Genomic DNA, 21085 nt, shown 5'->3' with positions numbered 1-21085 from the left:
CCGGCCCCTAGCCGCGGCGCGCCGCCTCGATGGCGGCAATGTCGATCTTGCGCATCTGCATCATCGCGTCGAACGCGCGCTTGGCGGCGGCGCGGTCGGGGTCGGTCACCGCGCGGGTCAGGGCCACGGGCGTGATCTGCCAGGACAGGCCCCATCGGTCCTTGCACCAGCCGCAGTCGCTTTCCTGGCCGCCGTTGTTCACGATGGCATTCCAGTAGCGGTCGGTTTCTGCCTGGTCGGTGGTCGCCACCTGGAACGAGAAAGCCTCGCTGTGCTTGAAGGCCGGGCCGCCGTTGAGCCCCAGGCAGGGGATGCCCAGCACCGTGAACTCGACCATCAGCACATCGCCCTCGTGGCCTGACGGAAAGTCCCCCGGCGCGCGGTGCAGCGCGCTCACGGATGAGTCGGGAAAGGTTTTCGCGTAGAACCGCGCGGCTTCTTCGGCAGTGCCGTCGAACCACAGGCAGACGGTGTTTTTGGCGGGTTGCGTCATGGGGTGCTCCTGCTGAGTCGGGACTGCTGGGCCTTTAACCCGGGATGTCGGGCTCCACCAGCGCGGCCAGCTGGGTGAGAGATTCCTGCCAGCCCAGGTAGCACATTTCCAGCGGAATGGCCTGCGGAATGCCGGCCTGGGTGATGCTCAGCTCGGTGCCGCAGCTCACAGGCGTGAGCCGGACGGTGACCTCCAGCGTGCCGGGCAGGTTCGGGTCGTCGAACCGGTCGGTGTAGCGGATGAGCTCCTCCGGCACCAGCTCCAGGTACTCGCCGCCGAAGGCGTGCGACTGGCCCGAGCCGAAGTTGTGGAACGACATGCGGAAGGTACCTCCCACGCGGGCGTCGAGTTCTTGCACCCTGCAGGTAAAGCCGTGGGGTGGCAGCCATTTGGCCATGGCGTCGCCCTCCAGGAAGGCGCGATACAGCTTGTGCGGCGTGGTGCGCAGCACCCGGTGCAAACGAACGGTGCGGTCGGACATATGGCCTCCTTGGGTGTGGGGCATCAGGCCTGTGCCGTCACGTTGACCATCCACGGCGTGCCGAAGCGGTCGCGCGCCATGCCGAAGCCGGGTGACCAGAAGGTCGCGGCAAATGGCATGACGGTCTCGCCGCCGGCGCTGAGCGCATCGAACAGGCGGCGCCCCTCGGCCGCGTCGGCGGCCTGGATCGACACCCACAGACCCTGCGGCAGTTGGTAGCCGCCACCACAGGCATTGGGGTCCTGCCCGGGAATGGCCGGCATGGCGTCCGATCCCATCAACGACTGATCCTTGATCTGCAGCTGCACATGCATGATGCGGCTCTTGGCGGCCTCGGGCAGCGGGGGCATGTTTTCGGAGGGAGGTATCTCCCCAAAGGTGCTCTGGTGGACGATGGTGCCGCCGAACAGCTTGGCGTAGAAGGCAAAGGCCTCGGCACAGTTGCCGTCGAAGTTGAGGTAGGGCGTGAACTGCATGGTGTCTCCTTGGGGTGGTTTGAGTGGAGTAGAAGGGGAAGAGGTGCGCGCCGTTTACGCGTGTACCAGCACGCGAAACCCGCCATAAATCACACGCTGGCCGTCGAAGGGCATGTCCTTGGGGCAGAGCGGGTCGTCCATGACGGCCTGCATGCCGGCATCGCGCACCGCGCGCGAGGGCCACACGACCCAGGAAAAGACCACGGTCTCGTCGTCCTTGCGCTGTACGGCCAGGGGCATGGAGGTGAGCTTGCCCTCGGGCACGTCGTCGCCCCAGCATTCCACGATCTCCAGGGCGCCGTGCTTCTTGAAGATCTGCGCGGCCTCGCTGGCGTGCTGGCGAAAGGTCTCCTTGTTGGCAGTGGGGACGGCAAGCACGAAGCCGTCGATGTAGCTGTCGGGTTCCATGGCGCAACTCCTTTGTGGACAATGTACACTTGCAGTGTATTCGGGCTGCGTCGATAAATGTGGACGGTGTATCTGTAAAAACTCGTAAATGCCGAATGAAGACCTGAGCCCCGCGCGTGCCACGTACCGCCATGGGGATTTGAAGCGCGCGCTGCTGGACGCCGGTGTGGCGCTGGCGCGCGAAGGCGGCCCTGCCGCGGTGGTGCTGCGCGAAGCCACGCGCCGTGCCGGTGTCGTGCCCAATGCGGCGTACCGGCACTTTCAGAACCACCAGGCGCTGCTGGAAGCCGTGCGCGCGGTGGCGCTGTCGGAACTGGCGCGCGCGATCGAGGCCGAGATCCATGCCACGCGCCGGCTGCGCGATCCGCGCCAGCGTGCACGCGCCGCGTTCCGCGGCGTGGGCCTGGGCTATCTGCGCTTTGCGCGGCACGAGCCGGGCCTGTTCCGCACCGCTTTCGTGGCGCGGCCCTTTGATGTGGACGAGCGCGCGCCGGACGATGGTGCGGCGCGCGGGGCCAGCGGCATGGATCCGTTCGAACTGCTGGGGCACACACTCGACGGCATGGTGCAGGCCGGTCTGCTGCCACCCGCACGCCGCCCGGGCGCCGAGTTCATGGCCTGGTCCGCCGTGCATGGCATGGCGATGCTGATGCTGGACGGGCCCTTGCGCGGCCTGGACGAGGCCGGCTGCCAGGCGCTGGCCGAGCGACTGGTCGCCATGGTCGAGCAGGGCCTGCTGGCCGAGGCCGCGGCATGACGGACGATGCCGGAACGTCCGGCCCCTGCACCCCGCTGGACGAGGTGCGGGCGTGGGTGCGCGATGCGCGCCGCATCGCGGTGCTGACAGGCGCAGGCATCAGCGCCGAGTCGGGCGTCCCCACGTTCCGGGATGCGCAGACGGGCTATTGGGCGCAGTTCAACCCCATGGAGATGGCCAGCGAGACCGGCTTCAGGGCCCAGCCCGCGCGGGTGTGGGACTGGTACGCCCACCGCCGCGGCTTGCTCGCGGGCGTGCAGCCCAACGCGGGCCACCGGGCGCTGGCGGCGTTTGCGCAGCACGGGCGCGGGCGGCTGACGCTCATCACCCAGAACGTGGACGGCCTGCACCAGCGCGCCGGCAGCCCGGATGTGCTGTGCCTGCATGGTGACCTGACGGCCGACCGCTGGCTCGACCGTCCGCGTGCCTGCTGCGATCTGGCCCACGTCGCGCCCGGCCACCCGCCGCGCTGTCCCACCTGCGGCAACCTGGTGCGCCCTGGCGTGGTCTGGTTCGGCGAGGCCTTGCCGCTGCCGGTGCTGGCCGCGGCGCAGGAGGCGGCGCAGTCCTGCGAGCTGATGCTGGTGGTGGGCACCGCGGGCGCCGTGTACCCGGCCGCAGGGCTGGCGCACCAGGCGCGCCATGCCGGTGCGCGCGTGGTGGTGGTCAACACCGCGGCCAGCGAACTGGACGGTATCGCCCACGCCGTGCTGCGCGGCCCGGCGGCGCGGCTGTTGCCGTTGCTGCTGGACGGGCCGCCGATGGTTGGGGCGCCATAATCGGCAGGTCTTCAGGGCGGGGTGGAATTCCCCACCGGCGGTAGGCGGCGCATGGAGGTTTTCTTGCACCGCGAGCCCGCGAGCGCCCCGGTTGCCATCAGTGCAACCGGGGGTCAGCAGACCCGGTGCGGGGCGGCGCAGGCCACTCCCAGTCCGGGGCCGACGGTCATAGTCCGGATGAAAGAAGACGTGCCGCGACCGGGGCCCAGCGCCCTGGGCGCGGCCGTGTGCTTCGCACGTGCCGGGCCCCGGCCCCATGGCGCGCGTGGGTGCTTCTTGCATGCCTTGAGGCGTTTCTTCATTTCAACCGAGGAGCGTTTCATGTCTTTTCCCGCCACTTTCTTGTCCGCCCCTGGCGATCTCCCACAGGAGGTCACGCTCGCGCCCCTGCCCGCGGTGATCGCCGCGATCGCGGCCGGCCGCCCTGTGCTGGTGCTCGATGACGCCGACCGCGAAAACGAGGCCGACCTGGTCTGCGCTGCCGCCAACATGACCGAGGCCACCATGGCACTCATGATCCGTGAGGGCAGCGGCATCGTTTGCCTGTGCCTGACGCCCGCGCATGCCAAGGCGCTGGGGCTGCGGCCCATGGTGGAGGTGAACCGCTCGGCGTTCTCCACCGCGTTCACCCAGTCCATCGAGGCCGCGCATGGCGTGAGTACCGGCGTGTCGGCGGCCGACCGCCTGCAGACCGTGCGGTGCGCCCTGCGCATTCCGGCGCCGGGGTGCGCGCCCGAGGTCGTAAGCCCGGGCCACGTGTTCCCACTGGTGGCACGCGCGGGCGGCGTGCTGGAGCGTGACGGCCATACCGAGTCGGCCGTGGACCTGGCCGTGCTGGCCGGCCTGCCGCCTGCGGGCGTGCTGTGCGAGCTCATGAACCCCGACGGCAGCATGGCGCGCGGCGCACAGGTGGCCCGCTTTGCCCGTGCACATGGCTTGCTGTGCACCACGGTGCGGGCGCTGGCGGACTACCGTCGCGCGCGCCAGCCCTGACACCGCGCTAGACCCAGCCGAACGCGCCCAGCAACGCCCCCGCGCCCAGCAGCCATAACAGGTGGATGCGCGTGCGCCACACCAGCAGGGTGGTGGCCGCGCTCAGCAGCCACAGTGGCCAGTCTTGCGCGGGCTCGCCATGGGCGCTGCCCAGCACCCAGGCCGTGGCCAGCAGCAGGCCGATCACCAGTGGTGCCATGCCTTGCTTGAAGGCGCGCACCGAGCGGCGCTCGCGGTTGCGGTGTGCCCAGCGCGTGGCGGCCCAGGTCAGCAGGCTGCTGGGCAGCAGCACCCCCAGCATGCAGACCGCCACGCCCAGCGCGCCGAAGGCCCAGGCCGCATGCGTGCCGGTGCCGGCTGCGTTCAGGCCCACGTTCCAGCCCAGCAGGGCGATGAACAGTACGTTGGGCCCGGGAGCCGACTGTGCGATGACGATGGAGGTGTTGAACTGCACCTCGGTCAGCCAACCCTGGCGCTCCACCAGGAAGCGGTGCATGTCCGGTGCGGTGGCGATGGCGCCGCCCACGGCCAGCAGCGACAGCGACAGGTAGTACAGGAACAGGTTCAGCCAGTCCAGCGGCTGCAGGTGCAAGGTCAGCGGTGCGGCCATGGCTGCGTCAGTGCCCCGCGGAAGCGAGCTTGCGCCAGGTGAGGGCGCAGGCCGCGCCGCCCACCACGGGCAGCACCCAGGCCAGCGGCAGGCGCAGCACGCTCATGGCGACGAAGGTGGCGGCCGCGATCGCGCCGCAGGCCCAGGGCCCCAGCGGATGCTTGCGCAGCGATGCGGCCAGGCGGCAGCCCACGCCCGCCACCAGGCCTGCGGCCACGGCGCCCATGCCGCGCAGAGCGCCGGCCACCATGGGCTGGTCGGCAAAGCCGGCGTAGACCACGGCCAGCACCACCACCAGCAGCATGGGCAGCAACAGCATGCCCGCCACGGCCACCAGCGCGCCGCGCAGGCCGAAGTAGCGGTCGCCCACCATGATGGACAGGTTCACCACATTCGGGCCCGGCAGGATCTGCGCGGCGGCCCAGTCCTCGACGAACTGCTCGTTGCTCATCCAGCGGCGGCGTTCCACCAGCTCGCGCTGCACCACGGCCAGCACGCCGCCAAAGCCCTGCAGCGCCAGCCAGGTGAAGGCCCAGAACAGCTCCCGCAGGCTGTGCGGGCGTGGGTGGTCGTCCGCGGGGGGGCTGGCGGGCGATTCGGGGATGTGAGGGTGCATGGCGGGGCGGCGAAGCTGCGCATCGTACGCGTGCCGCGCGGCGGCCGTGCCGGCCTCGCCATCGCCAAACGCGATGCGGCCATCAGTCGATGCGATGGATGAACGGGATGGCGTGCATAAGATCGTCCCGATCAAACCCACGGAGACACCCATGAAACTCGTCCGCCACGGACAACCCGGCGCGGAGCGCGCCGGCCTGATCGACGCCCAGGGCGTGCTGCGCGACCTGTCCATGCTGCTGCCGGACATCGGCCCCACGCAGCTGGCGCCGCGCACGTTGGCCGCGCTGGCCGCCATCGACGCCGCGCGCCTGCCCGCGGTGGAGCCCGGCACACGCCTGGGCTGCCCCGTGGGCGGTGTCGGCAAGATCGTCTGCGTGGGCCTGAACTACGCCGACCATGCGGCCGAGGCCGGCTTGCCCGCGCCCGCCGAACCCGTGCTGTTCATGAAGGCGACCAGCGCGCTCAGCGGCCCCACGGACGCCGTGCGCATCCCGCCCGGTGCGCTCAAGACCGACTGGGAGGTGGAGCTGGGCATCGTCATCGGCACGCGCATGCAACAGGTGGCCGAGGCCGATGCGCTGGCCCATGTGGCCGGCTATGTGCTGGCCAACGACGTGTCCGAGCGCAGCTACCAGATGGAGCGTGGCGGGCAGTGGGACAAGGGCAAAGGCTGCGACACCTTCGCGCCCGTGGGCCCCTGGCTGGTGACCACCGACGAGATTCCCGACCCGCACGCCATCGGGCTGTGGCTGGAGGTGAACGGCCAGCGCATGCAGGACGGCCACACGCGCAATTTCATCTTCGGCGTGCCCCGGGTGCTGGCCTACGTCAGCCAGTTCATGACGCTGGAGCCGGGCGATCTGGTGCTCACTGGCACGCCCGCCGGCGTGGGCCTGGGACAGAAGCCCGCGCCGCGCTTCTTGCGCGCGGGCGACGTGATGCGGCTGGGCGCGACGGGGCTGGGCGAGCAGCGGCTGGTCTGCACGGGCGGGTAGGGTGTTGCGTGGGAATTTCAAGCCAAATATGCCTGGAGCGCTTTCCCATCAAGCGCGAGCAGCTATCATTTTGATAAATCTCGCACGCACCGCACTTTCTTACCCATGCATCCGTACCTTCTGCTCGGCATCTCCATCGTGGCGGAGGTGGTGGCCACCTCGGCGCTCAAGTCCTCGCAGGGGCTCACGCGGCTGGGGCCCAGCGCGCTGGCGGTGCTGGGCTACTGCGTGGCGTTCTACCTCGTCTCCAAGGTGATGAACCACATGGCCACGGGCGTGGTGTACGCCGTGTGGTCGGGGCTGGGCATCGTGCTGATCTCGCTGGTCGGCTGGCTGCTCTATGGGCAGAAGCTGGACCTGCCGGCCGTCGTCGGCATGGCCATGATCGTGGGCGGCGTGCTGGTGATCCAGCTGCTCTCCAAGGTCACGGGGCATTGACCCGTGCGGCCTGTCAAGCTATCGAAGCCATAGCGCAAATGCGCGGCGGGGCAGGGTGCCCGTTCCTACAATGGCTCACACCTTGACGCTGGAGAACCCCATGACCGCCACGCCCGAACGCCCCGCCCTGGATGAAGCCACCCTGGCCTTTGCCGAGAAGGTGTTCGACGCCGCGCGCCAGGGCGACGCCGCGCGTCTGGCGCTGTGGCTGGACAACGGCCTGCCGCCCGACCTGCGCAATGCCCAGGGCGACAGCCTGCTGATGCTGGCCAGCTATCACGGCCATGCCGAGGCCGCGCGGCTATTGCTGGCGCGCGGAGCCGACGCGGGGCTGGTGAACGGCCGCGGGCAGACGCCGCTGGCCGGCGCCGCCTTCAAGGGCGACGTGGACATGGTGCGCCTGCTGCTGGACGGTGGTGCGGCCGTGGACGGGCCTTCGCCCGATGGCCGTACGCCGCTGATGTTCGCCGCCCTGTTCAACCACCCGGCCGTGGTGGAACTGCTGCTGTCACGCGGCGCCAACCCGCGCGCGGCCGACCTGCAAGGCAACACCGCCTTGGGCTGCGCCCTCGCGATGAAAGCCGACGCGGCGGCTGCCCTGCTGCGCTCGGCAGGTGCCGAAAGTTCTGAGTGAAAAGCCGATCCGGCGCTGGTTGGATAAGCGGTTGAAGCTACTTTATTGATAGCAAAATGGGTGGCATATGCCCGGCAGCGGATGCCACCGCCGGGGCAATGCGCTTTGGCGCCCAAGCCGTTAACCACCCCACAACTGCAACACCACCTGCGTATACAGCGGGATGCCCAGCAGGATGTTGAGCGGAAACGTCACGCCCAGCGACAGGCTGACGTACAGCGAAGGATCTGCCTCGGGTATCGCATAGCGCACCACGGCGGGCACGGCGATATACGACGCACTGGCGGCCAGCACCATCAGCAGCACGGCGTCGCCCGCGGGCACCTGGGCGAGCCACGCCAGGCCGACCGCCACGCTGGCATGCACCAGCGGACCCCACACTGCGTAGGCCAACAGCCAGGGCGACTGTTTGCGCACGGCGGGCAGATTGCGCGCGGCAGACAAGCCCATGTCCAGCAGGAACAGGCAGAGCATGCCCTTGAACAGGTCACCCGAAAACGGCTGCATGGCAGCCTTGCCTGCCTCGCCCGTGACAAGGCCGATGAGCATGGCGCCCAGCAACAGCAGTTGGGTGCCATCGGTGAACGATTCGCGCAGGATCTTCCCCACCGACAAGGCCGGACCGCCCTTGCCCGCTGGGGTGGGGCCCGCGGCACCCAGCCCGCCGGGGCCGGCCAGGGCCGCGGTGCCTGAAGGAGAAACGGCCATCACGGGCGCAGCATGGGCTGCGGGCACCGCCTGGCGCTGGCGCAGCGCATTGGCCAGCATCACGGCCAGGAGGATGGCGGGCGACTCCATCAGCGCCATGGCCGCTGCCATGTAGCCGCCGTAGGAGATGGATTGCGATTCCAGGTACTGCGTGGCGGTCACGAATGTCACCGCGCTGACCGATCCGTACGTGGCCGCCACGGCCGCCGCGTTGAAGCCCGACAGCACCCGCCGCAGCAGCGCGTAACCCACCAGGGGCACCACCACGGCCAGCAGCACCGCCAGCCCCAGGCTGCTGGCCACGCTGGCCGTGAAGCCCGAGGCCGCCAGCGCAAAGCCGCCCTTCAGGCCCAGCGCCGTGAGCAGATAAATCGACAAGAACTTCGAGATGGCTGCAGGCATCTCCAGGTTGGACCGCACTAGGCCCGCAAAAGCGCCCAGCGCAAAAAAAAGGACCGCAGGGTCCAGCAAACTTTGCATTCTTCAACTCCACATGGGTGATGGGAGGCGATGCTAGAGAGGGCAGGGGGCAAAGTAAAATCGATTCGAATGCGGTTATCTATAGATAAAAATCTATGAATATCACTTTTCGCCAACTGCGCCTGTTTCTTGCGCTGGCCGAGACGGGCAGCGTGAGCGCCGCCGCCAAGCTCATGCACGTGACCCAGCCCACGGCTTCGATGCAGTTGCGCGAGGTGGCGCAAGCGGTGGGCGTGCCGCTGTACGAGGTGGTGTCGCGCCGCGTGTACCTGACCGAGGCGGGCCAGGCCCTGGCCCGCACCGCCCGCGCCATCGCCAGCGAGTGGGATGCGTTTGAGCAGGGCATTTTGGGCGCCAAGGGCCTGACCAGCGGCCGGCTCAAGGTGGCGGTGGTGAGCACCGCCAAGTACTTCGTTCCCCGCTTGCTAGGCAGCTTTTGCAAGCTGCACCCACAGATCGACATTTCGCTGGAAGTGCTCAACCGCGACCATGTCATCACCCGTCTGCGTGCCAACCAGGACGATCTTTACGTGATGTCCATGCCGCCGGGCGATTTGCCGCTGGAGGACCACGTGCTCATGCCCAACCCGCTGGTGGTCATCGCTCCCGCGGGGCACCGGCTGGCCGCCAAGAAACGGGTGGCCTTGCCGCAGTTGCAGAGCGAGCGGTTCATCCTGCGCGAGAAAGGCTCAGGCACACGAATGGCGACGGACGCCCATCTGCGCCAGTTGGGCTTTGCGCCCGCTGCGGTACTGGAGCTGGGCAGCAATGAGGCCATCAAGGAGTCGGTGCAAGGGCAGCTGGGCGTTTCCATCGTTTCGCGGCACGCGCTGGGTCCGCACCTCGATGGCCTTGCCATTCTGAACGTGCAGAGTTTTCCCATCCAATCGCAGTGGCACCTGGTCTGGCCCAAGGGCAAGCGGCTGTCGCCCATTGCCGAAGTGTTTCGCGGGCATTTGATGGATGAGGCTGCTGGATGGATGCAGAGCCGCTGAGGGACCGCGGCGGGGCTTGGCTTATCCCTTGGCCAATGAAGGCGCGGTCGCCGCCGCCTCATGGCTGTGACTGACGATGGCCAGACTCGGGGCAGGCACCGGTTTGCACGTCCATCTAGGCAGCACCCTGTGGCAAAGGCTGTCGGGCAACGGACTGCTGCGCCGGCTCCTGCGCGTGCGGGGCGTGGCCTCACAGGCTTTTCACCGACGGGGGTGGGTGCCGCACCCGGCTGGACCGGGCCCGACTGTTATGGGTGCGTGAGTGCGATGCCACCCGCCAGCCGCGCCTGCACGGTGCGCTGCAGCGTGGAGGGGGCGTCAGCGAGCAGTGCGGGCCAGTCGGCCTGCGCGCGGCGTACCACGTCCCGCAGCAGTGCCAGGTGGCGCGGTATGCGCAACAGGCCGGCGGTCTTGATGAGAGCCTGCAGTGCGTCCCAGTCCAGTGCGCGCATGCTGCGGTCGATGGCGCGATTCACCGCGTACTGGTGTTCGGTCGCTCCCTCGAAGAACGCAGCCACGCACACCGGGTCGTACAGCGGCGCCAGGCGCGGCGTGTGCCCGTCGGGGTAGACCAGGGCCCAGTTCTTCAGGTGCGCGTCGGTGTTGCCCATGAGGATGAACGCCACCATGCGGCCAGGAACTCGCGGGTGTCCTGCACGGGCTGGTCGCTCAGGCGATCGACCACGCGCAGCATGGTGGCCCAGTCCTGCAACAGGCCCTTGCCGTACTTCTGGCGCGGCGCGTAGCCCAGGGCCTGGTTGAACTCCTCCATGTGCACGCGGGTGCCGTCGGCCAGATGGTCGAAGCGTTGCACGGCCAGGATGTTGTCGAACGGCACGGCCTCGGGCAGCTCCGCCTCAGCGCGGGTGATGATGCGCGCCTGGGCGCAATGCAGGCCCAGGCTACCGGCCAGCTGGTAGCAGGTGAACTCGTTGGCCACTAGGTCCGGGTGGGCGGTGGTGGGCAGCTTGAGGATCACGCTGCCGGCGGCGCCGCGGCGCTTGACAAGGTAGCGGCGCCCGTCCTGCACGGCACTGAACTTGGTGACCACACCGGGCAGCGAGGCGGCGTCTTCCACCGGGTATTCGACAAACCCGGGCTCCAGCACGTCCAGGCCCTGCGTGGTGTGCCAGTAGCGCACCACGTCGGGCACGCCCTCCTGGGCGGGCACGGGTTCGACCTCCAGCGCGCCCATCAGGTCGTGGCCGGCGGCGGCCAGCAGCTCGAATTCGTCGTCGGGCGCGCAGCCGCGTTCGCGCGCCAGGCGGTCGCGGTTGTGGCCCTCGGGCAGCAGATTCTGGAAGTACGCCGGCCAACGCCCGTCGGTGCGCACCAAGCGGGCGTCACGCGCCGAGCGCAGGATCTGCTGCGTGTCCGCCTCGTTCGCGCCGCGGTAGCTCAGCGACAGGGTGGGGCGCTGCGGGTCGGCGATGTAGTCCTCATCGAAGGACACGCGCAGGATGTCGCCGTACTGGGACAGGTAGCCGATACCGCGCCGCCCGCCTCCCTGCGCTGCAGGGCGGTGCAGGTACAGGCGCAGGTAGCGGATGGCGGTGCTCATCGTGTGTCTCGCTCAGCGACCCAGGCTCTCCACCACTGAAAGTGGCGCGTCCGCCCCCGAGGGCTGGCCCAGGAACTTACCCCCCGACTGGATGAAGGCCTGCAGCGCGGGGCCCAGTTCGGTCGGCACGGCAATCAGTTCCATGCCGAGCACGCGGGCCATCTCGGCCAGGGTGGAAAAGCGCGGGTCCACGTCCCCCGTCTCGGTGCGCTGCACGGCCATGCGCGACAGGCCGGCTTGTGCGGCCAGGTCGGCCTGCGTGATGCGCCGGGCTTTGCGCACTTCTGCCAATGTGGTGATCAACGAATGCGTCATGCCATCCTTTATACGCTTTTTTATTAAAAAGCGCTTTATAAGTTTCTTCTTTCAAGCGGGATACGGCAGCAGAGCCCCGCGCAACTCCGCAAAGCGCTGTGCCTGCAGCGCCAGCCATTCCTTGACCAGCAGCATCGGCGGGCTGGGATGCGCCGTGGTGACGAAAGAGTACGACGCCCGCGAGCGCACGCTGCACCCGAACAGCGGCACCAGCCGCCCGTGCTGTACGTCTTCCAGCACGAGGGCCGCGCGCCCCATGGCAATGCCTTGGCCCGCCAGGGCGGCACTCAGCGCCAATTGCGACAGGTTGAACTGCTGCCCGGCGCCCCAGGCGGGCGGCGCTGTGTCCGTGCAGGCGCACCAGTGTTGCCATTCCTCGAATGGGTCGGCACCCTCCCAGGCACTGCTGTCGTGCAGCAGCCATTCACCGCGCAATTGCGAGGGTGACTGCAGGTCAGGATGGGCGGCCAGGAAGGCGGGGCTGGCCACGGGAATCAGCCACTCATCCAGGAACACGCTGGCGCGCAGGTCGGTGTAGCCGCCCAGGTCGAAGCGCACTGCCGCCTCGACCCCGTCGCGCACCATGCGGGTGCGGTCCAGCCGGTGGAACTCGCCAAACACGCGCAGGCCCACGTCCGGGTGCTCACGAAAGAAATCCCCCAGCCGCGGCGTGAGCCATTGCATGGCAAACGAGGGGGAGCAGCTCAGCGTGGCCACCGGCGTATCGTCGGTCACACGCATCTGCGACAGGGCGTCCTCGATGGCGCCGAAGCTCTCACGCAGCACCACGGCCAGCCACTTGCCCTCGGGCGTGGGCATGAGGGTGCGGGGCGTGCGCACGAAGAGGGGGCGCCCCAGCCAGGTTTCCAGCTGCTTGACCTGCTGGCTCACCGCGCCCTGGGTGATGCACAGCTCCGCCGCCGCGCGCGTGAAGCTGCCGTGGCGTGCGGCCGCTTCAAAGCAGCGCAGCCACGCGAGCAGGGAAGGAAAAAGCCGTGAATTCATTATTCAAACTAATGCACTCGTCAATATAAATGAGTTGTATCGGTGCCGGGGCGTGCCAAGAATGCCGTCTATATCCACCTTCCACCGACCGCAGCCCATGCCCTCCGTTGTTTCCCCACAGGACCGCTTGCAGGACGACACTCCGGCCGCACAGCTGCGCCGCGCCGAGCCCTGCCTATGGCTCAACCCGCACAGGCAGCCCATACCCGCCGCACGGCAGGCCGTGGCCGGTGATCACATTAGTCTGGATGATACGGAGAAGGCAGCGGCACGCTTCGCGCGCTTTGCGCCGCTGCTGGAGGGCGTGTTCCCCGAGTTGCAGGCGACGGGTGGCGTGATCGAGTCGCCCCTGTTACCAGCGTCCAGCCTGCGCGCAGCGGCGGGGCTGGCCGCGGGCCAGGGCGCGCTGTGGATCAAGGCGGACCACCGGTTGCCCGTGGCCGGGTCCATCAAGGCACGCGGAGGCATCCATGAAGTGCTGGAGCTGGCCGAGCGCCTGGCGCTGCAGCACGGCCTGCTGACGCCGCAGTCCGGCACTGCCGACTACCGTGCCCTGGCAAACCCCGCTGCGCGCGCCGTGTTTGCGCGCTACACCGTGGCCGTCGGCTCCACGGGCAACCTGGGCCTGAGCATCGGCGTGGCGGCATCGGCGCTGGGCTTTCGTGCCGTGGTGCACATGTCGGCCGATGCCAAGGAATGGAAGAAGCAGCGTCTGCGCCAGCGCGGCGTGCAGGTGGTGGAGCACGCGGGTGACTACGAGGGCGCTGTGGCCGCGGGGCGTGCGCAGGCGGCGCAGGACCCGTTCAGCCATTTCGTGGACGACGAACGCTCGCTGTCGCTGCTGCTGGGTTACAGCGCCGCGGCGCTTCACCTGCGCCAGCAGTTGCGGGACGCAGGCATCGTCGTGGATGCGCAGCACCCGCTGTTCGTTTACTTACCCTGCGGGGTGGGGGGGGCGCCGGCGGGCATCACCTTCGGCCTGCGGCAGGTGCTGGGGGCGCATGTGCACTGCTTTTTCGCGGAGCCCGTGCAGTCGCCGTGTTTCATGGTGCAAATGATGGCCGGACAGGGCGCACACCCCTCGGTGTACGACTGGGGCCTCACCAACCGGACGGAAGCCGACGGCCTGGCCGTGCCACGCGCGTCCCTGCCCGCGGCCGAGCTGATGGAGCCGTTGCTGGCGGGCTGCTTCACCGTGTGCGACGACACCCTGTTTCGCCAATTGGTACAGGTGCTGGACGCCACCGGCGAGCGCATCGAGCCGTCCGCAGCGGCGGGCCTGAGCGGCCCCGGTTTCCTGACGGGCACCGAGACGGGCCGCACCTGGCTGCACGCGCAAGGTCTGTGGCCCCACCTGGCGCAGGCCACGCACCTGGTGTGGACCACCGGCGGACTGTACGTGCCGCCCGAGGCCTACGCGCGCTTCGAGGAACGTGGCCGGGCCCTGGGTTGACGCGCCTTCGCCGAGTCCTGGCCCCGCGAAAGGATCTGTTTTTTTAACTGGCTTGACTGGAGAGAACGCCATGAACCGCAAGACGATGTTGTCCATGCTGGCCTGCGCCCTGGGTGCCGCCGCTTTCGCCCCCGCCCATGCGCAGGAGGCGTTTCCCTCCCGGCCCATCACGCTGGTGATTCCGTTCCCCGCGGGTGGAGCCACCGACGTGCTGGGGCGCCTGGTCGGCAAGAAGCTGGGCGACAAGCTGGGGCAGAGCGTGGTCATCGACAACCGCGCTGGCGCGGGCACGGTGATCGGCGCGAGCTACGTGGCCAAGGCCGCGCCGGACGGCTACACGCTGCTGCTGAGCTCAGGCACCACCTTCACGGTGAACCCGGCGGTGCGGCCCCGGCTGCCGTATGACCCCGTCAAGAGCTTCGATCCCATCGGCATCACCGGGCGCACGGGGCTGATCCTGCTGGCCAGCAAGAGCGTGCCGGTCAACGATGTGAAGCAGTTCGTCAGCGCCGTGAAGGCCGCGCCCGACAAGTATTCCTATGGCTCCTTCGGTGCGGGCACGACCTCGCAGTTCGCGGGCGAGATGTTCTTTCATGCCGCGGGCCTGAAGATCCAGCACGTGCCCTACAAGGGCAGCGCGCCGGCCATGGTGGACCTGATCGGCGGGCAGATTCCGTTCACGGTGGACACGGTGTCGGCCGCGCTGCCCCAGCTCAAGGAGGGCAAAGTCAAGGCGATTGCCGTCACCACCGAGAAGCGCTCGACCCTGCTGCCCCAGGTACCCTCGCTGGCCGAGAGCGGCTACCCCGGCCTGAACATGGACACCTGGCTGGCCCTGGTGGCGCCCGCAGGCCTGCCCACTGCGGTGAAGGCGCGGCTGGAGAAGACGCTGGCCGAGGTGGTGGCCGACCCGGACACGCGCGAGCGCCTGCTCGCGCTGGGCTTCGAGCCGGCATTCGCCTCGTCGGCCGAGCTGGCTGCCCTGATCGAGCGGGAGCTGCCGCTGATGCGTGCCATCGCCCAGCGCGCGGGCATCACCGCCGACTGAGTAACCGTCTTCGAAGTCAAGCGCAATGAAGCGACTTGTCCCAAGGTTTTCCAGTGCGCACCATGGCGTTGAGCGTGGTGAGCAACTTGCGCATGCAAGCGACCAGGGCGACCTTGGGCAACTTGCCAGCGGCCTTCAGACGCTCGTAGAAGGCCTTGATGGCCGGGTTGTAGCGGGTGGCCGTGAGCGTTGCCATGTACAGCACGCGGCGGATCTCGAAGCGCCCGCCTTGTACGCGCCGCCTGCCCTTGCTGCCGCCGGAGTCATTGGCCATGGGCGCCACGCCCACCAATGCAGCGATCTCGCGCCGGTTCAGCCGGCCCAGCTCTGGCAGCTCGGCAATCATCGTGGCACTGGCCACCGGGCCGACTCCCGCAGCCGACTGCAGCAGCGTGTCGAGCTCCCCAAAGTGCTCGCGCACATGCGTGACCATCTGCTCTTCGATCTCATCGAGCTGCGCCTTGATCGCCGCCTCGATGGCCTCGATGCTGGCGTGCAGCTTCTTGGGCGTGATCTGCAGCCGTTGGCGCTCCGAATGGAGCATGGTCAGCAACTGGCGCCTGCGCGTGACCAGGGCCGCGAGCCACTGCTGGCGCTCATCGGCCAGGGGGCGCAAGAAGCGCTGCAGATCGTCGCGGCGCAGCAGCACCGCTGCCAGCTCGGCCAGCGTGCGCGCATCCACCGCGTCGGTCTTGGCCAGGCGTCCCATGGATTTGGCGAAGTCGCGCGCCTGGCGCGGGTTGATGACCGCCACGGGCAGGCCTGTGGCCTGCAGGGCACACGCTAACGCGGCCTCGTAGCCGCCGGTGGCCTCCATCACCACCAGACCCACGTCCAGGGGCTGCAGGGCAGCCGCCAGCGCCGAGTGGCCTTCGGCATCGTTGTCAAACCGCTGGGCGCTGCTCTTGGCACCCAGCACACAGACATCCACGTGCGCCTTGGCCACGTCGATGCCCACCGTCACTGAGGTAACAGACATGATCTTCAGATCCCTTGCTTGTGCATGCGCGCTCAATCAAGGCGCGCGTAACCGTTCGGGCTTCACGAAGACCAGCGCGGCGGCCATGCGTTCTGTACTCAGTCACGGGCTCTATCACCCCAGCGCCTACCAAACTGCACGGGCCGGTCTGGCCGCCTCAACGGCGTTCAGACTCTACCGCGCTGGTCTGGTTTAAAGATACAAGGCGCGGCTCATCCACAATGGCCCCTGGACCTTCTTCACGACCATGACTGCTGATCCCACGCTGGTGGAACTGTCTGCCAATGAACTGCGCCACCGCATCGGCACGGGCGAGATCTCGCCCGTCGAGCTGCTGCAAGCCTGCATCGACCGTATCGAGGCGGTGAACCCCTATGTGAACGCCGTCACGGCCACCTGCTACGACCGCGCCCGCGCCGAGGCGCAGGCCGCCGAGCGGGCGGTGCGCGCCGGCGAGCCCCTCGGCCTGCTGCACGGGCTGCCCATGGGCGTGAAGGATCTGGAGGCCACCGCCGGCCTGCTGACCACCTACGGCTCGCCCATCTACCGCGAGAACATCCCCGCGCAGGACAACGTGCTGGTGGCGCGCCTGCGCGCGGCCGGCGCCATCGTCACGGGCAAGACCAATATTCCCGAGATGGGCGCGGGCGCCAATTCGCGCAACGTGGTCTGGGGCGCCACGGGTAACCCGTTCGATCCGCGCCTGAACGCGGGCGGCTCGTCCGGCGGGTCGGCCGCGGCGCTGGCCTGCGACATGCTGCCGGTGTGCACGGGCTCGGACACGGGCGGCTCGCTGCGCATCCCCGCGGCCAAGTGCGGCGTGGTGGGCTTTCGGCCGTCGCCCGGCGTGGTGCCCAGCTCGCGCAAGCTGCTCGGCTGGACGCCGATCTCCGTGGTCGGCCCCATGGGCCGCACGATGGCCGAGGCCTGCCTGCAGCTGGCCGCATCGGCCGGCCTGTCGGCGGGCGACCCGCTCACCTATCCGCTGGACCCCCACAGCTTCCTGCACCTGGAGCCGGCCGACCTGGGCGGCTTGCGCGTGGGCTACACCGAAGACTTCGGCGCCTGCGCGGTGGACGACGGCATCCGCGCGGTGTTCCGCGCCAAGATCGGCGCCATGCGCCACCTGTTTCGCTCCTGCGACGAGACCCGGCTGGACCTGGGCGACGTGCACCGCTGCTTTGACGTGCTGCGGGCCGAGAGCTTCGTGGCCGGCATGCGCGAAGCCTACGAGCGCGACCCCGCCAGCCTGGGCCCCAACACGCGCGCCAACTACGAGATGGGCGCGGCCATGTCGCTGCTGGACAGCGCCTGGGCGCAGGCCGAGCAGACGCGCATCCTGGCGCGCTTCCAGGAGGCGTTTGCCAACTTCGACGTGATCCTGGCACCCACCACGCCGGTCTCGCCCTTCCCGTGGACCGCGCTGTACGCCAGCCACATCAACGGGGAACCCCAGGCCAACTACTACCGCTGGCTGGCATTGACCTATGTGACCACGCTGACCACGCACCCCGCGCTCAGCGTGCCCTGCGGGCGCGATACGGCCGGGATGCCGTTCGGCCTGCAAGTGGTGGGGCGCTTTCGGGACGACCATCGCCTGCTTTCCATCGGCCTGGGGCTGGAGCAGGCCTTCGCCCGCATCGATGGCCTGCAGCGCCCGCGGCCCGACCTGGCCCGGCTGGGGCCGGTGCAACCCGCGCTCACCTCCATCGTCACCCATGCGCCGGACCCCGATGACGCGCGCGGCGTGCCGCGGCTGGGCGCACGCGGTGCCGCGGAGCAGGCATCGGCGGTCTGACAGTGATTGGCGAGGGAACCCATGCAACCCTATGACTTCGTGATCATCGGCGCGGGCATTGCCGGCGCCTCCGCCGGTTGGGAACTGGCCGCGCACTGCCGCGTGCTGCTGCTGGAGCGCGAGGCCCAGCCCGGCTACCACACCACCGGCCGGTCGGCTGCGCTGTACTCGGCCACCTATGGCACGCCCAACATCTGCGCACTCACACGGGCCAGCCGCGCGTTCTACGATGCACCGCCGCCCGAATTCGGCAGCGCCCCCATCCTCACGCCGCGCGGCGTGGTGTACCTGGCGGGGCCCGACCAGCTCGACCTGCTGGAAGCCGCCTACGCCGAGGCGCTGCCGCGCAACCCGCAGGTGCGCCGCCTGACGCGCGAGGAGCTGCTGGAGCAGGCCCCGTGCCTGCGCCCCGAGGCCGTGGCCGCGGGCATGAGCGAGCCCGGCGCCGCCGACATCGACGTGCATGCGCTGCACCAGGGCTACCTGCGCGGCCTGCGCCAGCGTGGTGGCGAGATCCGCACCCATGCCGAGGTGACGGCCCTGCAGCGGGGCGAGGAGGGCTGGCACATCACCCTGGCCGATGGCGAGGTGCTGCGCGCGCGCGCCGTGGTCAATGCCGCAGGCGCCTGGGCCGACGTGGTGGCAGCCCAGGCGGGCGTGCCGCCCATCGGGCTGGAGCCGCGGCGGCGCACAGCCTTTACCTTCCCCGTGCCGGCCGGCATGCAAGCGGCCCACTGGCCAGCCGTCATCGGCATTGCGGAGGACTACTACTTCAAGCCCGACGCGGGGCAGATGCTGGGCTCCCCCGCCAATGCCGATGCCGTGGCGCCGCACGACGTGGTGCCTGAGGAACTGGACGTGGCCCTGGGCATCCACCGCATCGAGCAGGTGACGTGCTTTCAGATCCGCCGCCCCTCGCACACCTGGGCGGGGCTGCGCTCGTTCGTGGCCGATGGCGACCTGGTCATTGGCTGGGACAACCATGTGCCCGGCTTCTTCTGGCTGGCCGCGCAAGGCGGCTATGGCATCCAGAGCGCGGCGGGTGCGGCGCTGCTGACCCGGCAGTTGGCACTGGGCGAGCCGCTGGCCCCCGAGTTGGCGCGCGAGGGTGTGGACGTGGCGGGCCTGTCGCCTGCGCGGCTGCGCTGAGCAAGGCCAGAGCTGAAGCCGGCCTGAGCCGGCGAAAAAAAGCCAGCGCGCCGTGCGCGTCAGGCGTAGGTGTTGAGCTGCGTGCCCAGCGGGCCCTCGGTCGCCAGCGGTGGCTGGGGCAGGGCGGCGAGCAGGGTGGCCGCGGCCGTTTCCTGCGTGTCCAGGGCCTTCTTCAGCACGGTGACCTGGACGGCATCGGCCGTCTCGCGGCTTGCGAGGGCGTTGGCGGTGCTGACGATGGATTGGGTGAGGGCGATGTCCATGGCGATCTCCGGTGTACCTCTTGTTATCGGCCAGTTCACCGCGGATTCAAGGGTGCTTCTATAAACATAGCTGTTGGCGCTTGATACGTAAGAATTTCAAGCTGTTTTGGTGCTGAAAATCCATCCTGGCAAGCGCAGCCAGCTATTGTTTTTGTATCAGTCCAGCGCGCTCGCGCCGTAGGCCTCGCAGGCGGCGAGGTCGGAATCGCTGGCCTTGGGCAGGCGCGAGGCCGCGTCGCGCAGCGCCGTGCGCAGGCCTTCCTCCAGCACCGGATGGTAGAAGGGCATGCGCAGCAGGTCGTGCACCGTCAGCCGCTGCTCGACGGCCAGCGCCAGCAGGTGAGCCATGTGTTCGCCCGCTGGCGCGCACAGCTCGGCGCCCAGCAGGCGGCCGCTGCCGTGTTCGGCGTACACGTTCAGGCGCCCGTGGTTGCACTGCGCCACGCGCGCGCGGCCCTGGCGTGCAAAGTCCACCGTGCCCCCCACCCATTGCCCCTCGGGCAGATCGGCATGGCGCTGCCCCACCACGGCGGCATTGGGCTGGCTGAAGGTGATGGCCAGCGGCGTGCGCCGGGCGAAGCCACGCGGCGAGGGCGCCAGGGCGTTGAGCCCGGCAATGTGGCCCTCGTCCGCAGCCTCATGCAGCAGAGGGCGGTCGCCATCGGCATCGCCCGCGATGAAGACGGGCAGATTGCCCACCTGCAGGGTGCACGGATCGATGGGCGGGCGGCCCTTGTCGTCCAGCGCCACGCCCAGCGTGTCCAGTCCCAGGTGTTCCAGGTTGGGGCGCCGGCCCATGGCGGCCACCACCTGGTCCACCACCACGGTCGCGCTGCCGTTGGTGACCTGTATGCCGCCGGCCACCTCGCACAGCTCGGCCTTGTCGCCCACGTTGACGATGAATTCGTCCTTCAGCCGCGCCAGCAGCGCGTCGTTGATGGCGGGGTCGCTCAGGCCGGCCACGCTCTTGCCCGTTGCGAAGGCCATCACTTCCACCCCCAGCCGCGCGAGCGCCTGCGCGATTTCCACCCCCAGCGGCCCCAGCCCGATGACGGCCACGCGCGGGCCGAGCGTGGGCTGCTCGAACAGCGTGTCGGTGGTCAGGATGCGATCGCCAAAAGCCAGCCAGTCCTCCGGCACGATGGGGCGCGAGCCCGTGGCGATGATGATGCGCCGCGCGGTGTGCACCTGGCCGTTCACTTCCACACGTTGCGCGTCCAGTAGTCGGGCGTGGCCGCTGATGGCACGCTCGCCCGCGTCGGTGGCGGCCAGCGTGCCGGCCACGAAGTCATCGCGCAGCGCGCGCACGCGGCGCAGCACGGCGGGCAGGTCCACCCGCAGCGCATCCGCGCCCTCGATGCCGAAGGCGTGCAGCGCGCGCCGCGCATGGTAGGCGTTGGCGGCCTCGATGAGCATCTTGGACGGCATGCACCCCACGCGCGCGCAGGTGGTGCCCCAGGGGCCGTCGTTCACGATGCGCCAGTGGTCGGTGCGTTTGCGCACCTCGCGCAGCGCCGCCAGTCCGGCGGACCCGGCGCCCAGGATGATCACGTCCAGCGGCTGGCTCATGGAGGGGGCTCCTTGTCAATGCGGGCCGCCAGTGTCGCCGCGTGCGCCGGCGCGGCATGTAGGCGCGCAGGCATTGTTGG

The 21085-nt window shown here is 69.2% G+C and carries 23 protein-coding genes, 1 pseudogene and 1 riboswitch; of the genes and pseudogenes, 11 read left to right on the top strand and 13 right to left on the bottom strand.

The features are described from left to right. Positions 1-7: 7 nt before the first annotated feature. Genes MRB47_RS11835 through MRB47_RS11820 form a run of 4 tightly spaced genes read right to left on the bottom strand, consistent with a single transcriptional unit; the run spans position 8 to position 1858 of the window. Positions 8-493, bottom strand: coding sequence for a VOC family protein (locus MRB47_RS11835; protein ID WP_252100802.1), 486 nt, complete (start codon positions 491-493; stop codon positions 8-10). A gap of 34 nt (positions 494-527) precedes the next feature. After that, positions 528-974: an SRPBCC family protein gene (locus MRB47_RS11830; protein ID WP_252100801.1), complete on the bottom strand. Its 447-nt coding sequence runs from the start codon at positions 972-974 to the stop codon at positions 528-530. Positions 975-997: 23 nt separating this feature from the next. Next, a complete protein-coding gene (locus MRB47_RS11825; protein ID WP_011805473.1) occupies positions 998-1450 on the bottom strand; it encodes a VOC family protein in 453 nt (150 codons plus the stop codon). A gap of 54 nt (positions 1451-1504) precedes the next feature. Beyond that, on the bottom strand, positions 1505-1858 hold the full coding sequence (locus tag MRB47_RS11820) for a DUF1428 domain-containing protein (protein WP_011805472.1): 354 nt from the start codon (positions 1856-1858) through the stop codon (positions 1505-1507). 88 nt (positions 1859-1946) lie between these two features. Here MRB47_RS11820 and MRB47_RS11815 point away from each other — a divergent pair, with 88 nt between their 5' ends. From MRB47_RS11815 to ribB, 3 genes are all read left to right on the top strand, one after another. Continuing rightward, positions 1947-2615, top strand: coding sequence for a TetR/AcrR family transcriptional regulator (locus MRB47_RS11815; RefSeq protein WP_088886909.1), 669 nt, complete (start codon positions 1947-1949; stop codon positions 2613-2615). Further along, positions 2612-3394: an SIR2 family NAD-dependent protein deacylase gene (locus MRB47_RS11810; RefSeq protein WP_252100800.1), complete on the top strand. Its 783-nt coding sequence runs from the start codon at positions 2612-2614 to the stop codon at positions 3392-3394. Before MRB47_RS11815 ends, MRB47_RS11810 begins: the two co-directional genes overlap by 4 nt. A 3-nt stretch (positions 3395-3397) precedes the next feature. After that, positions 3398-3587: riboswitch (FMN riboswitch) on the top strand. 128 nt (positions 3588-3715) lie between these two features. Next, on the top strand, positions 3716-4387 hold the full coding sequence (gene ribB / locus MRB47_RS11805; protein WP_011805469.1) for a 3,4-dihydroxy-2-butanone-4-phosphate synthase: 672 nt from the start codon (positions 3716-3718) through the stop codon (positions 4385-4387). 7 nt (positions 4388-4394) lie between these two features. Here the strand turns inward: ribB and MRB47_RS11800 are convergent, their stop codons facing one another. Both MRB47_RS11800 and MRB47_RS11795 read right to left on the bottom strand, forming a co-directional pair. Next, positions 4395-4997, bottom strand: coding sequence for a chromate transporter (locus tag MRB47_RS11800; RefSeq protein ID WP_015913169.1), 603 nt, complete (start codon positions 4995-4997; stop codon positions 4395-4397). 7 nt (positions 4998-5004) lie between these two features. Further along, positions 5005-5613, bottom strand: coding sequence for a chromate transporter (locus tag MRB47_RS11795; RefSeq protein ID WP_252102622.1), 609 nt, complete (start codon positions 5611-5613; stop codon positions 5005-5007). 151 nt (positions 5614-5764) lie between these two features. Between MRB47_RS11795 and MRB47_RS11790 the strand changes: the two genes are divergently transcribed. The 3 genes from MRB47_RS11790 (at position 5765) to MRB47_RS11780 (ending at position 7682) form a co-directional block, all read left to right on the top strand. Then, a complete protein-coding gene (locus MRB47_RS11790; protein ID WP_252100799.1) occupies positions 5765-6610 on the top strand; it encodes a fumarylacetoacetate hydrolase family protein in 846 nt (281 codons plus the stop codon). A 105-nt stretch (positions 6611-6715) separates the two neighbouring features. After that, positions 6716-7048 carry an SMR family transporter gene (locus MRB47_RS11785; protein ID WP_088886905.1) on the top strand — a complete coding sequence of 111 codons (333 nt, stop codon included), beginning with the start codon at positions 6716-6718 and terminating at the stop codon, positions 7046-7048. A 70-nt stretch (positions 7049-7118) separates the two neighbouring features. Beyond that, positions 7119-7682 (top strand): ankyrin repeat domain-containing protein, encoded by a 564-nt coding sequence (locus tag MRB47_RS11780; RefSeq protein WP_411275689.1) that lies wholly within the window; start codon positions 7119-7121, stop codon positions 7680-7682. A 120-nt stretch (positions 7683-7802) separates the two neighbouring features. Here MRB47_RS11780 and MRB47_RS11775 read toward each other — a convergent pair whose 3' ends face one another. After that, positions 7803-8870, bottom strand: a complete 1068-nt coding sequence (locus MRB47_RS11775) for a sodium-dependent bicarbonate transport family permease (protein ID WP_252100797.1) — start codon at positions 8868-8870, stop codon at positions 7803-7805. A 95-nt stretch (positions 8871-8965) separates the two neighbouring features. Between MRB47_RS11775 and MRB47_RS11770 the strand changes: the two genes are divergently transcribed. Beyond that, a complete protein-coding gene (locus MRB47_RS11770; RefSeq protein ID WP_252100796.1) occupies positions 8966-9865 on the top strand; it encodes a LysR family transcriptional regulator in 900 nt (299 codons plus the stop codon). Between the two features lie 248 nt (positions 9866-10113). Here the strand turns inward: MRB47_RS11770 and MRB47_RS11765 are convergent. The 3 genes and pseudogenes from MRB47_RS11765 to MRB47_RS11755 all read right to left on the bottom strand — a co-directional run bounded on the left by MRB47_RS11765 (position 10114) and on the right by MRB47_RS11755 (position 12746). After that, positions 10114-11426 (bottom strand): annotated as a pseudogene (locus MRB47_RS11765) (type II toxin-antitoxin system HipA family toxin). 12 nt (positions 11427-11438) lie between these two features. Continuing rightward, positions 11439-11741 carry a helix-turn-helix transcriptional regulator gene (locus tag MRB47_RS11760; protein ID WP_252100795.1) on the bottom strand — a complete coding sequence of 101 codons (303 nt, stop codon included), beginning with the start codon at positions 11739-11741 and terminating at the stop codon, positions 11439-11441. A 51-nt stretch (positions 11742-11792) separates the two neighbouring features. After that, positions 11793-12746, bottom strand: coding sequence for a LysR family transcriptional regulator (locus MRB47_RS11755; RefSeq protein WP_252100794.1), 954 nt, complete (start codon positions 12744-12746; stop codon positions 11793-11795). Between the two features lie 97 nt (positions 12747-12843). On the opposite strand from MRB47_RS11755, the gene MRB47_RS11750 reads away from it, so the two are divergent. Next, the gene (locus MRB47_RS11750) at positions 12844-14199 is read left to right on the top strand and encodes a D-serine ammonia-lyase (RefSeq protein WP_252100793.1); all 1356 of its coding nucleotides are present in this window, start codon (positions 12844-12846) and stop codon (positions 14197-14199) included. Between the two features lie 70 nt (positions 14200-14269). After that, entirely contained in the window at positions 14270-15247 is a 978-nt protein-coding gene (locus MRB47_RS11745) for a Bug family tripartite tricarboxylate transporter substrate binding protein (protein WP_252100792.1), read from the top strand. 16 nt (positions 15248-15263) lie between these two features. On the opposite strand, the gene MRB47_RS11740 is transcribed toward MRB47_RS11745, so the two are convergent. Further along, positions 15264-16226 (bottom strand): IS110 family transposase, encoded by a 963-nt coding sequence (locus tag MRB47_RS11740; protein WP_011804582.1) that lies wholly within the window; start codon positions 16224-16226, stop codon positions 15264-15266. Between the two features lie 247 nt (positions 16227-16473). On the opposite strand from MRB47_RS11740, the gene MRB47_RS11735 reads away from it, so the two are divergent. Beyond that, on the top strand, positions 16474-18024 hold the full coding sequence (locus MRB47_RS11735; protein WP_252100791.1) for an amidase: 1551 nt from the start codon (positions 16474-16476) through the stop codon (positions 18022-18024). Between the two features lie 21 nt (positions 18025-18045). Further along, positions 18046-19173 carry an NAD(P)/FAD-dependent oxidoreductase gene (locus tag MRB47_RS11730; RefSeq protein WP_252100790.1) on the top strand — a complete coding sequence of 376 codons (1128 nt, stop codon included), beginning with the start codon at positions 18046-18048 and terminating at the stop codon, positions 19171-19173. A 59-nt stretch (positions 19174-19232) separates the two neighbouring features. Here MRB47_RS11730 and MRB47_RS11725 read toward each other — a convergent pair whose 3' ends face one another. Continuing rightward, positions 19233-19436 (bottom strand): YjfB family protein, encoded by a 204-nt coding sequence (locus tag MRB47_RS11725; RefSeq protein ID WP_252100789.1) that lies wholly within the window; start codon positions 19434-19436, stop codon positions 19233-19235. A 156-nt stretch (positions 19437-19592) separates the two neighbouring features. Further along, complete coding sequence (locus tag MRB47_RS11720; RefSeq protein ID WP_252100788.1) at positions 19593-21005, bottom strand: dihydrolipoyl dehydrogenase; 1413 nt, start codon at positions 21003-21005, stop codon at positions 19593-19595. Positions 21006-21085: the final 80 nt, after the last annotated feature.

The organism is Diaphorobacter sp. LI3, assembly GCF_022807955.1.
In the GTDB taxonomy this organism is placed as follows: Bacteria; Pseudomonadota; Gammaproteobacteria; order Burkholderiales; family Burkholderiaceae_C; genus Diaphorobacter; species Diaphorobacter nitroreducens.
The sequence above is the reverse complement of the archived record's forward strand: the minus strand, read 5'-3'. Positions and strand labels throughout refer to the sequence as shown.

Excerpts from the sequence above, each read along its gene's own strand:
- MRB47_RS11835 (WP_252100802.1), bottom strand. The coding sequence starts at position 493 with ATGACGCAACCCGCCAAAAACACCGTCTGCCTGTGGTTCGACGGCACT.
- MRB47_RS11830 (WP_252100801.1), bottom strand. The coding sequence starts at position 974 with ATGTCCGACCGCACCGTTCGTTTGCACCGGGTGCTGCGCACCACGCCG.
- MRB47_RS11825 (WP_011805473.1), bottom strand. The coding sequence starts at position 1,450 with ATGCAGTTCACGCCCTACCTCAACTTCGACGGCAACTGTGCCGAGGCC.
- MRB47_RS11820 (WP_011805472.1), bottom strand. The coding sequence starts at position 1,858 with ATGGAACCCGACAGCTACATCGACGGCTTCGTGCTTGCCGTCCCCACT.
- MRB47_RS11815 (WP_088886909.1), top strand. The coding sequence starts at position 1,947 with ATGCCGAATGAAGACCTGAGCCCCGCGCGTGCCACGTACCGCCATGGG.
- MRB47_RS11810 (WP_252100800.1), top strand. The coding sequence starts at position 2,612 with ATGACGGACGATGCCGGAACGTCCGGCCCCTGCACCCCGCTGGACGAG.
- ribB (WP_011805469.1), top strand. The coding sequence starts at position 3,716 with ATGTCTTTTCCCGCCACTTTCTTGTCCGCCCCTGGCGATCTCCCACAG.
- MRB47_RS11800 (WP_015913169.1), bottom strand. The coding sequence starts at position 4,997 with ATGGCCGCACCGCTGACCTTGCACCTGCAGCCGCTGGACTGGCTGAAC.
- MRB47_RS11795 (WP_252102622.1), bottom strand. The coding sequence starts at position 5,613 with ATGCACCCTCACATCCCCGAATCGCCCGCCAGCCCCCCCGCGGACGAC.
- MRB47_RS11790 (WP_252100799.1), top strand. The coding sequence starts at position 5,765 with ATGAAACTCGTCCGCCACGGACAACCCGGCGCGGAGCGCGCCGGCCTG.
- MRB47_RS11785 (WP_088886905.1), top strand. The coding sequence starts at position 6,716 with ATGCATCCGTACCTTCTGCTCGGCATCTCCATCGTGGCGGAGGTGGTG.
- MRB47_RS11780 (WP_411275689.1), top strand. The coding sequence starts at position 7,119 with ATGGCTCACACCTTGACGCTGGAGAACCCCATGACCGCCACGCCCGAA.
- MRB47_RS11775 (WP_252100797.1), bottom strand. The coding sequence starts at position 8,870 with ATGCAAAGTTTGCTGGACCCTGCGGTCCTTTTTTTTGCGCTGGGCGCT.
- MRB47_RS11770 (WP_252100796.1), top strand. The coding sequence starts at position 8,966 with ATGAATATCACTTTTCGCCAACTGCGCCTGTTTCTTGCGCTGGCCGAG.
- MRB47_RS11760 (WP_252100795.1), bottom strand. The coding sequence starts at position 11,741 with ATGACGCATTCGTTGATCACCACATTGGCAGAAGTGCGCAAAGCCCGG.
- MRB47_RS11755 (WP_252100794.1), bottom strand. The coding sequence starts at position 12,746 with ATGAATTCACGGCTTTTTCCTTCCCTGCTCGCGTGGCTGCGCTGCTTT.
- MRB47_RS11750 (WP_252100793.1), top strand. The coding sequence starts at position 12,844 with ATGCCCTCCGTTGTTTCCCCACAGGACCGCTTGCAGGACGACACTCCG.
- MRB47_RS11745 (WP_252100792.1), top strand. The coding sequence starts at position 14,270 with ATGAACCGCAAGACGATGTTGTCCATGCTGGCCTGCGCCCTGGGTGCC.
- MRB47_RS11740 (WP_011804582.1), bottom strand. The coding sequence starts at position 16,226 with ATGTCTGTTACCTCAGTGACGGTGGGCATCGACGTGGCCAAGGCGCAC.
- MRB47_RS11735 (WP_252100791.1), top strand. The coding sequence starts at position 16,474 with ATGACTGCTGATCCCACGCTGGTGGAACTGTCTGCCAATGAACTGCGC.
- MRB47_RS11730 (WP_252100790.1), top strand. The coding sequence starts at position 18,046 with ATGCAACCCTATGACTTCGTGATCATCGGCGCGGGCATTGCCGGCGCC.
- MRB47_RS11725 (WP_252100789.1), bottom strand. The coding sequence starts at position 19,436 with ATGGACATCGCCCTCACCCAATCCATCGTCAGCACCGCCAACGCCCTC.
- MRB47_RS11720 (WP_252100788.1), bottom strand. The coding sequence starts at position 21,005 with ATGAGCCAGCCGCTGGACGTGATCATCCTGGGCGCCGGGTCCGCCGGA.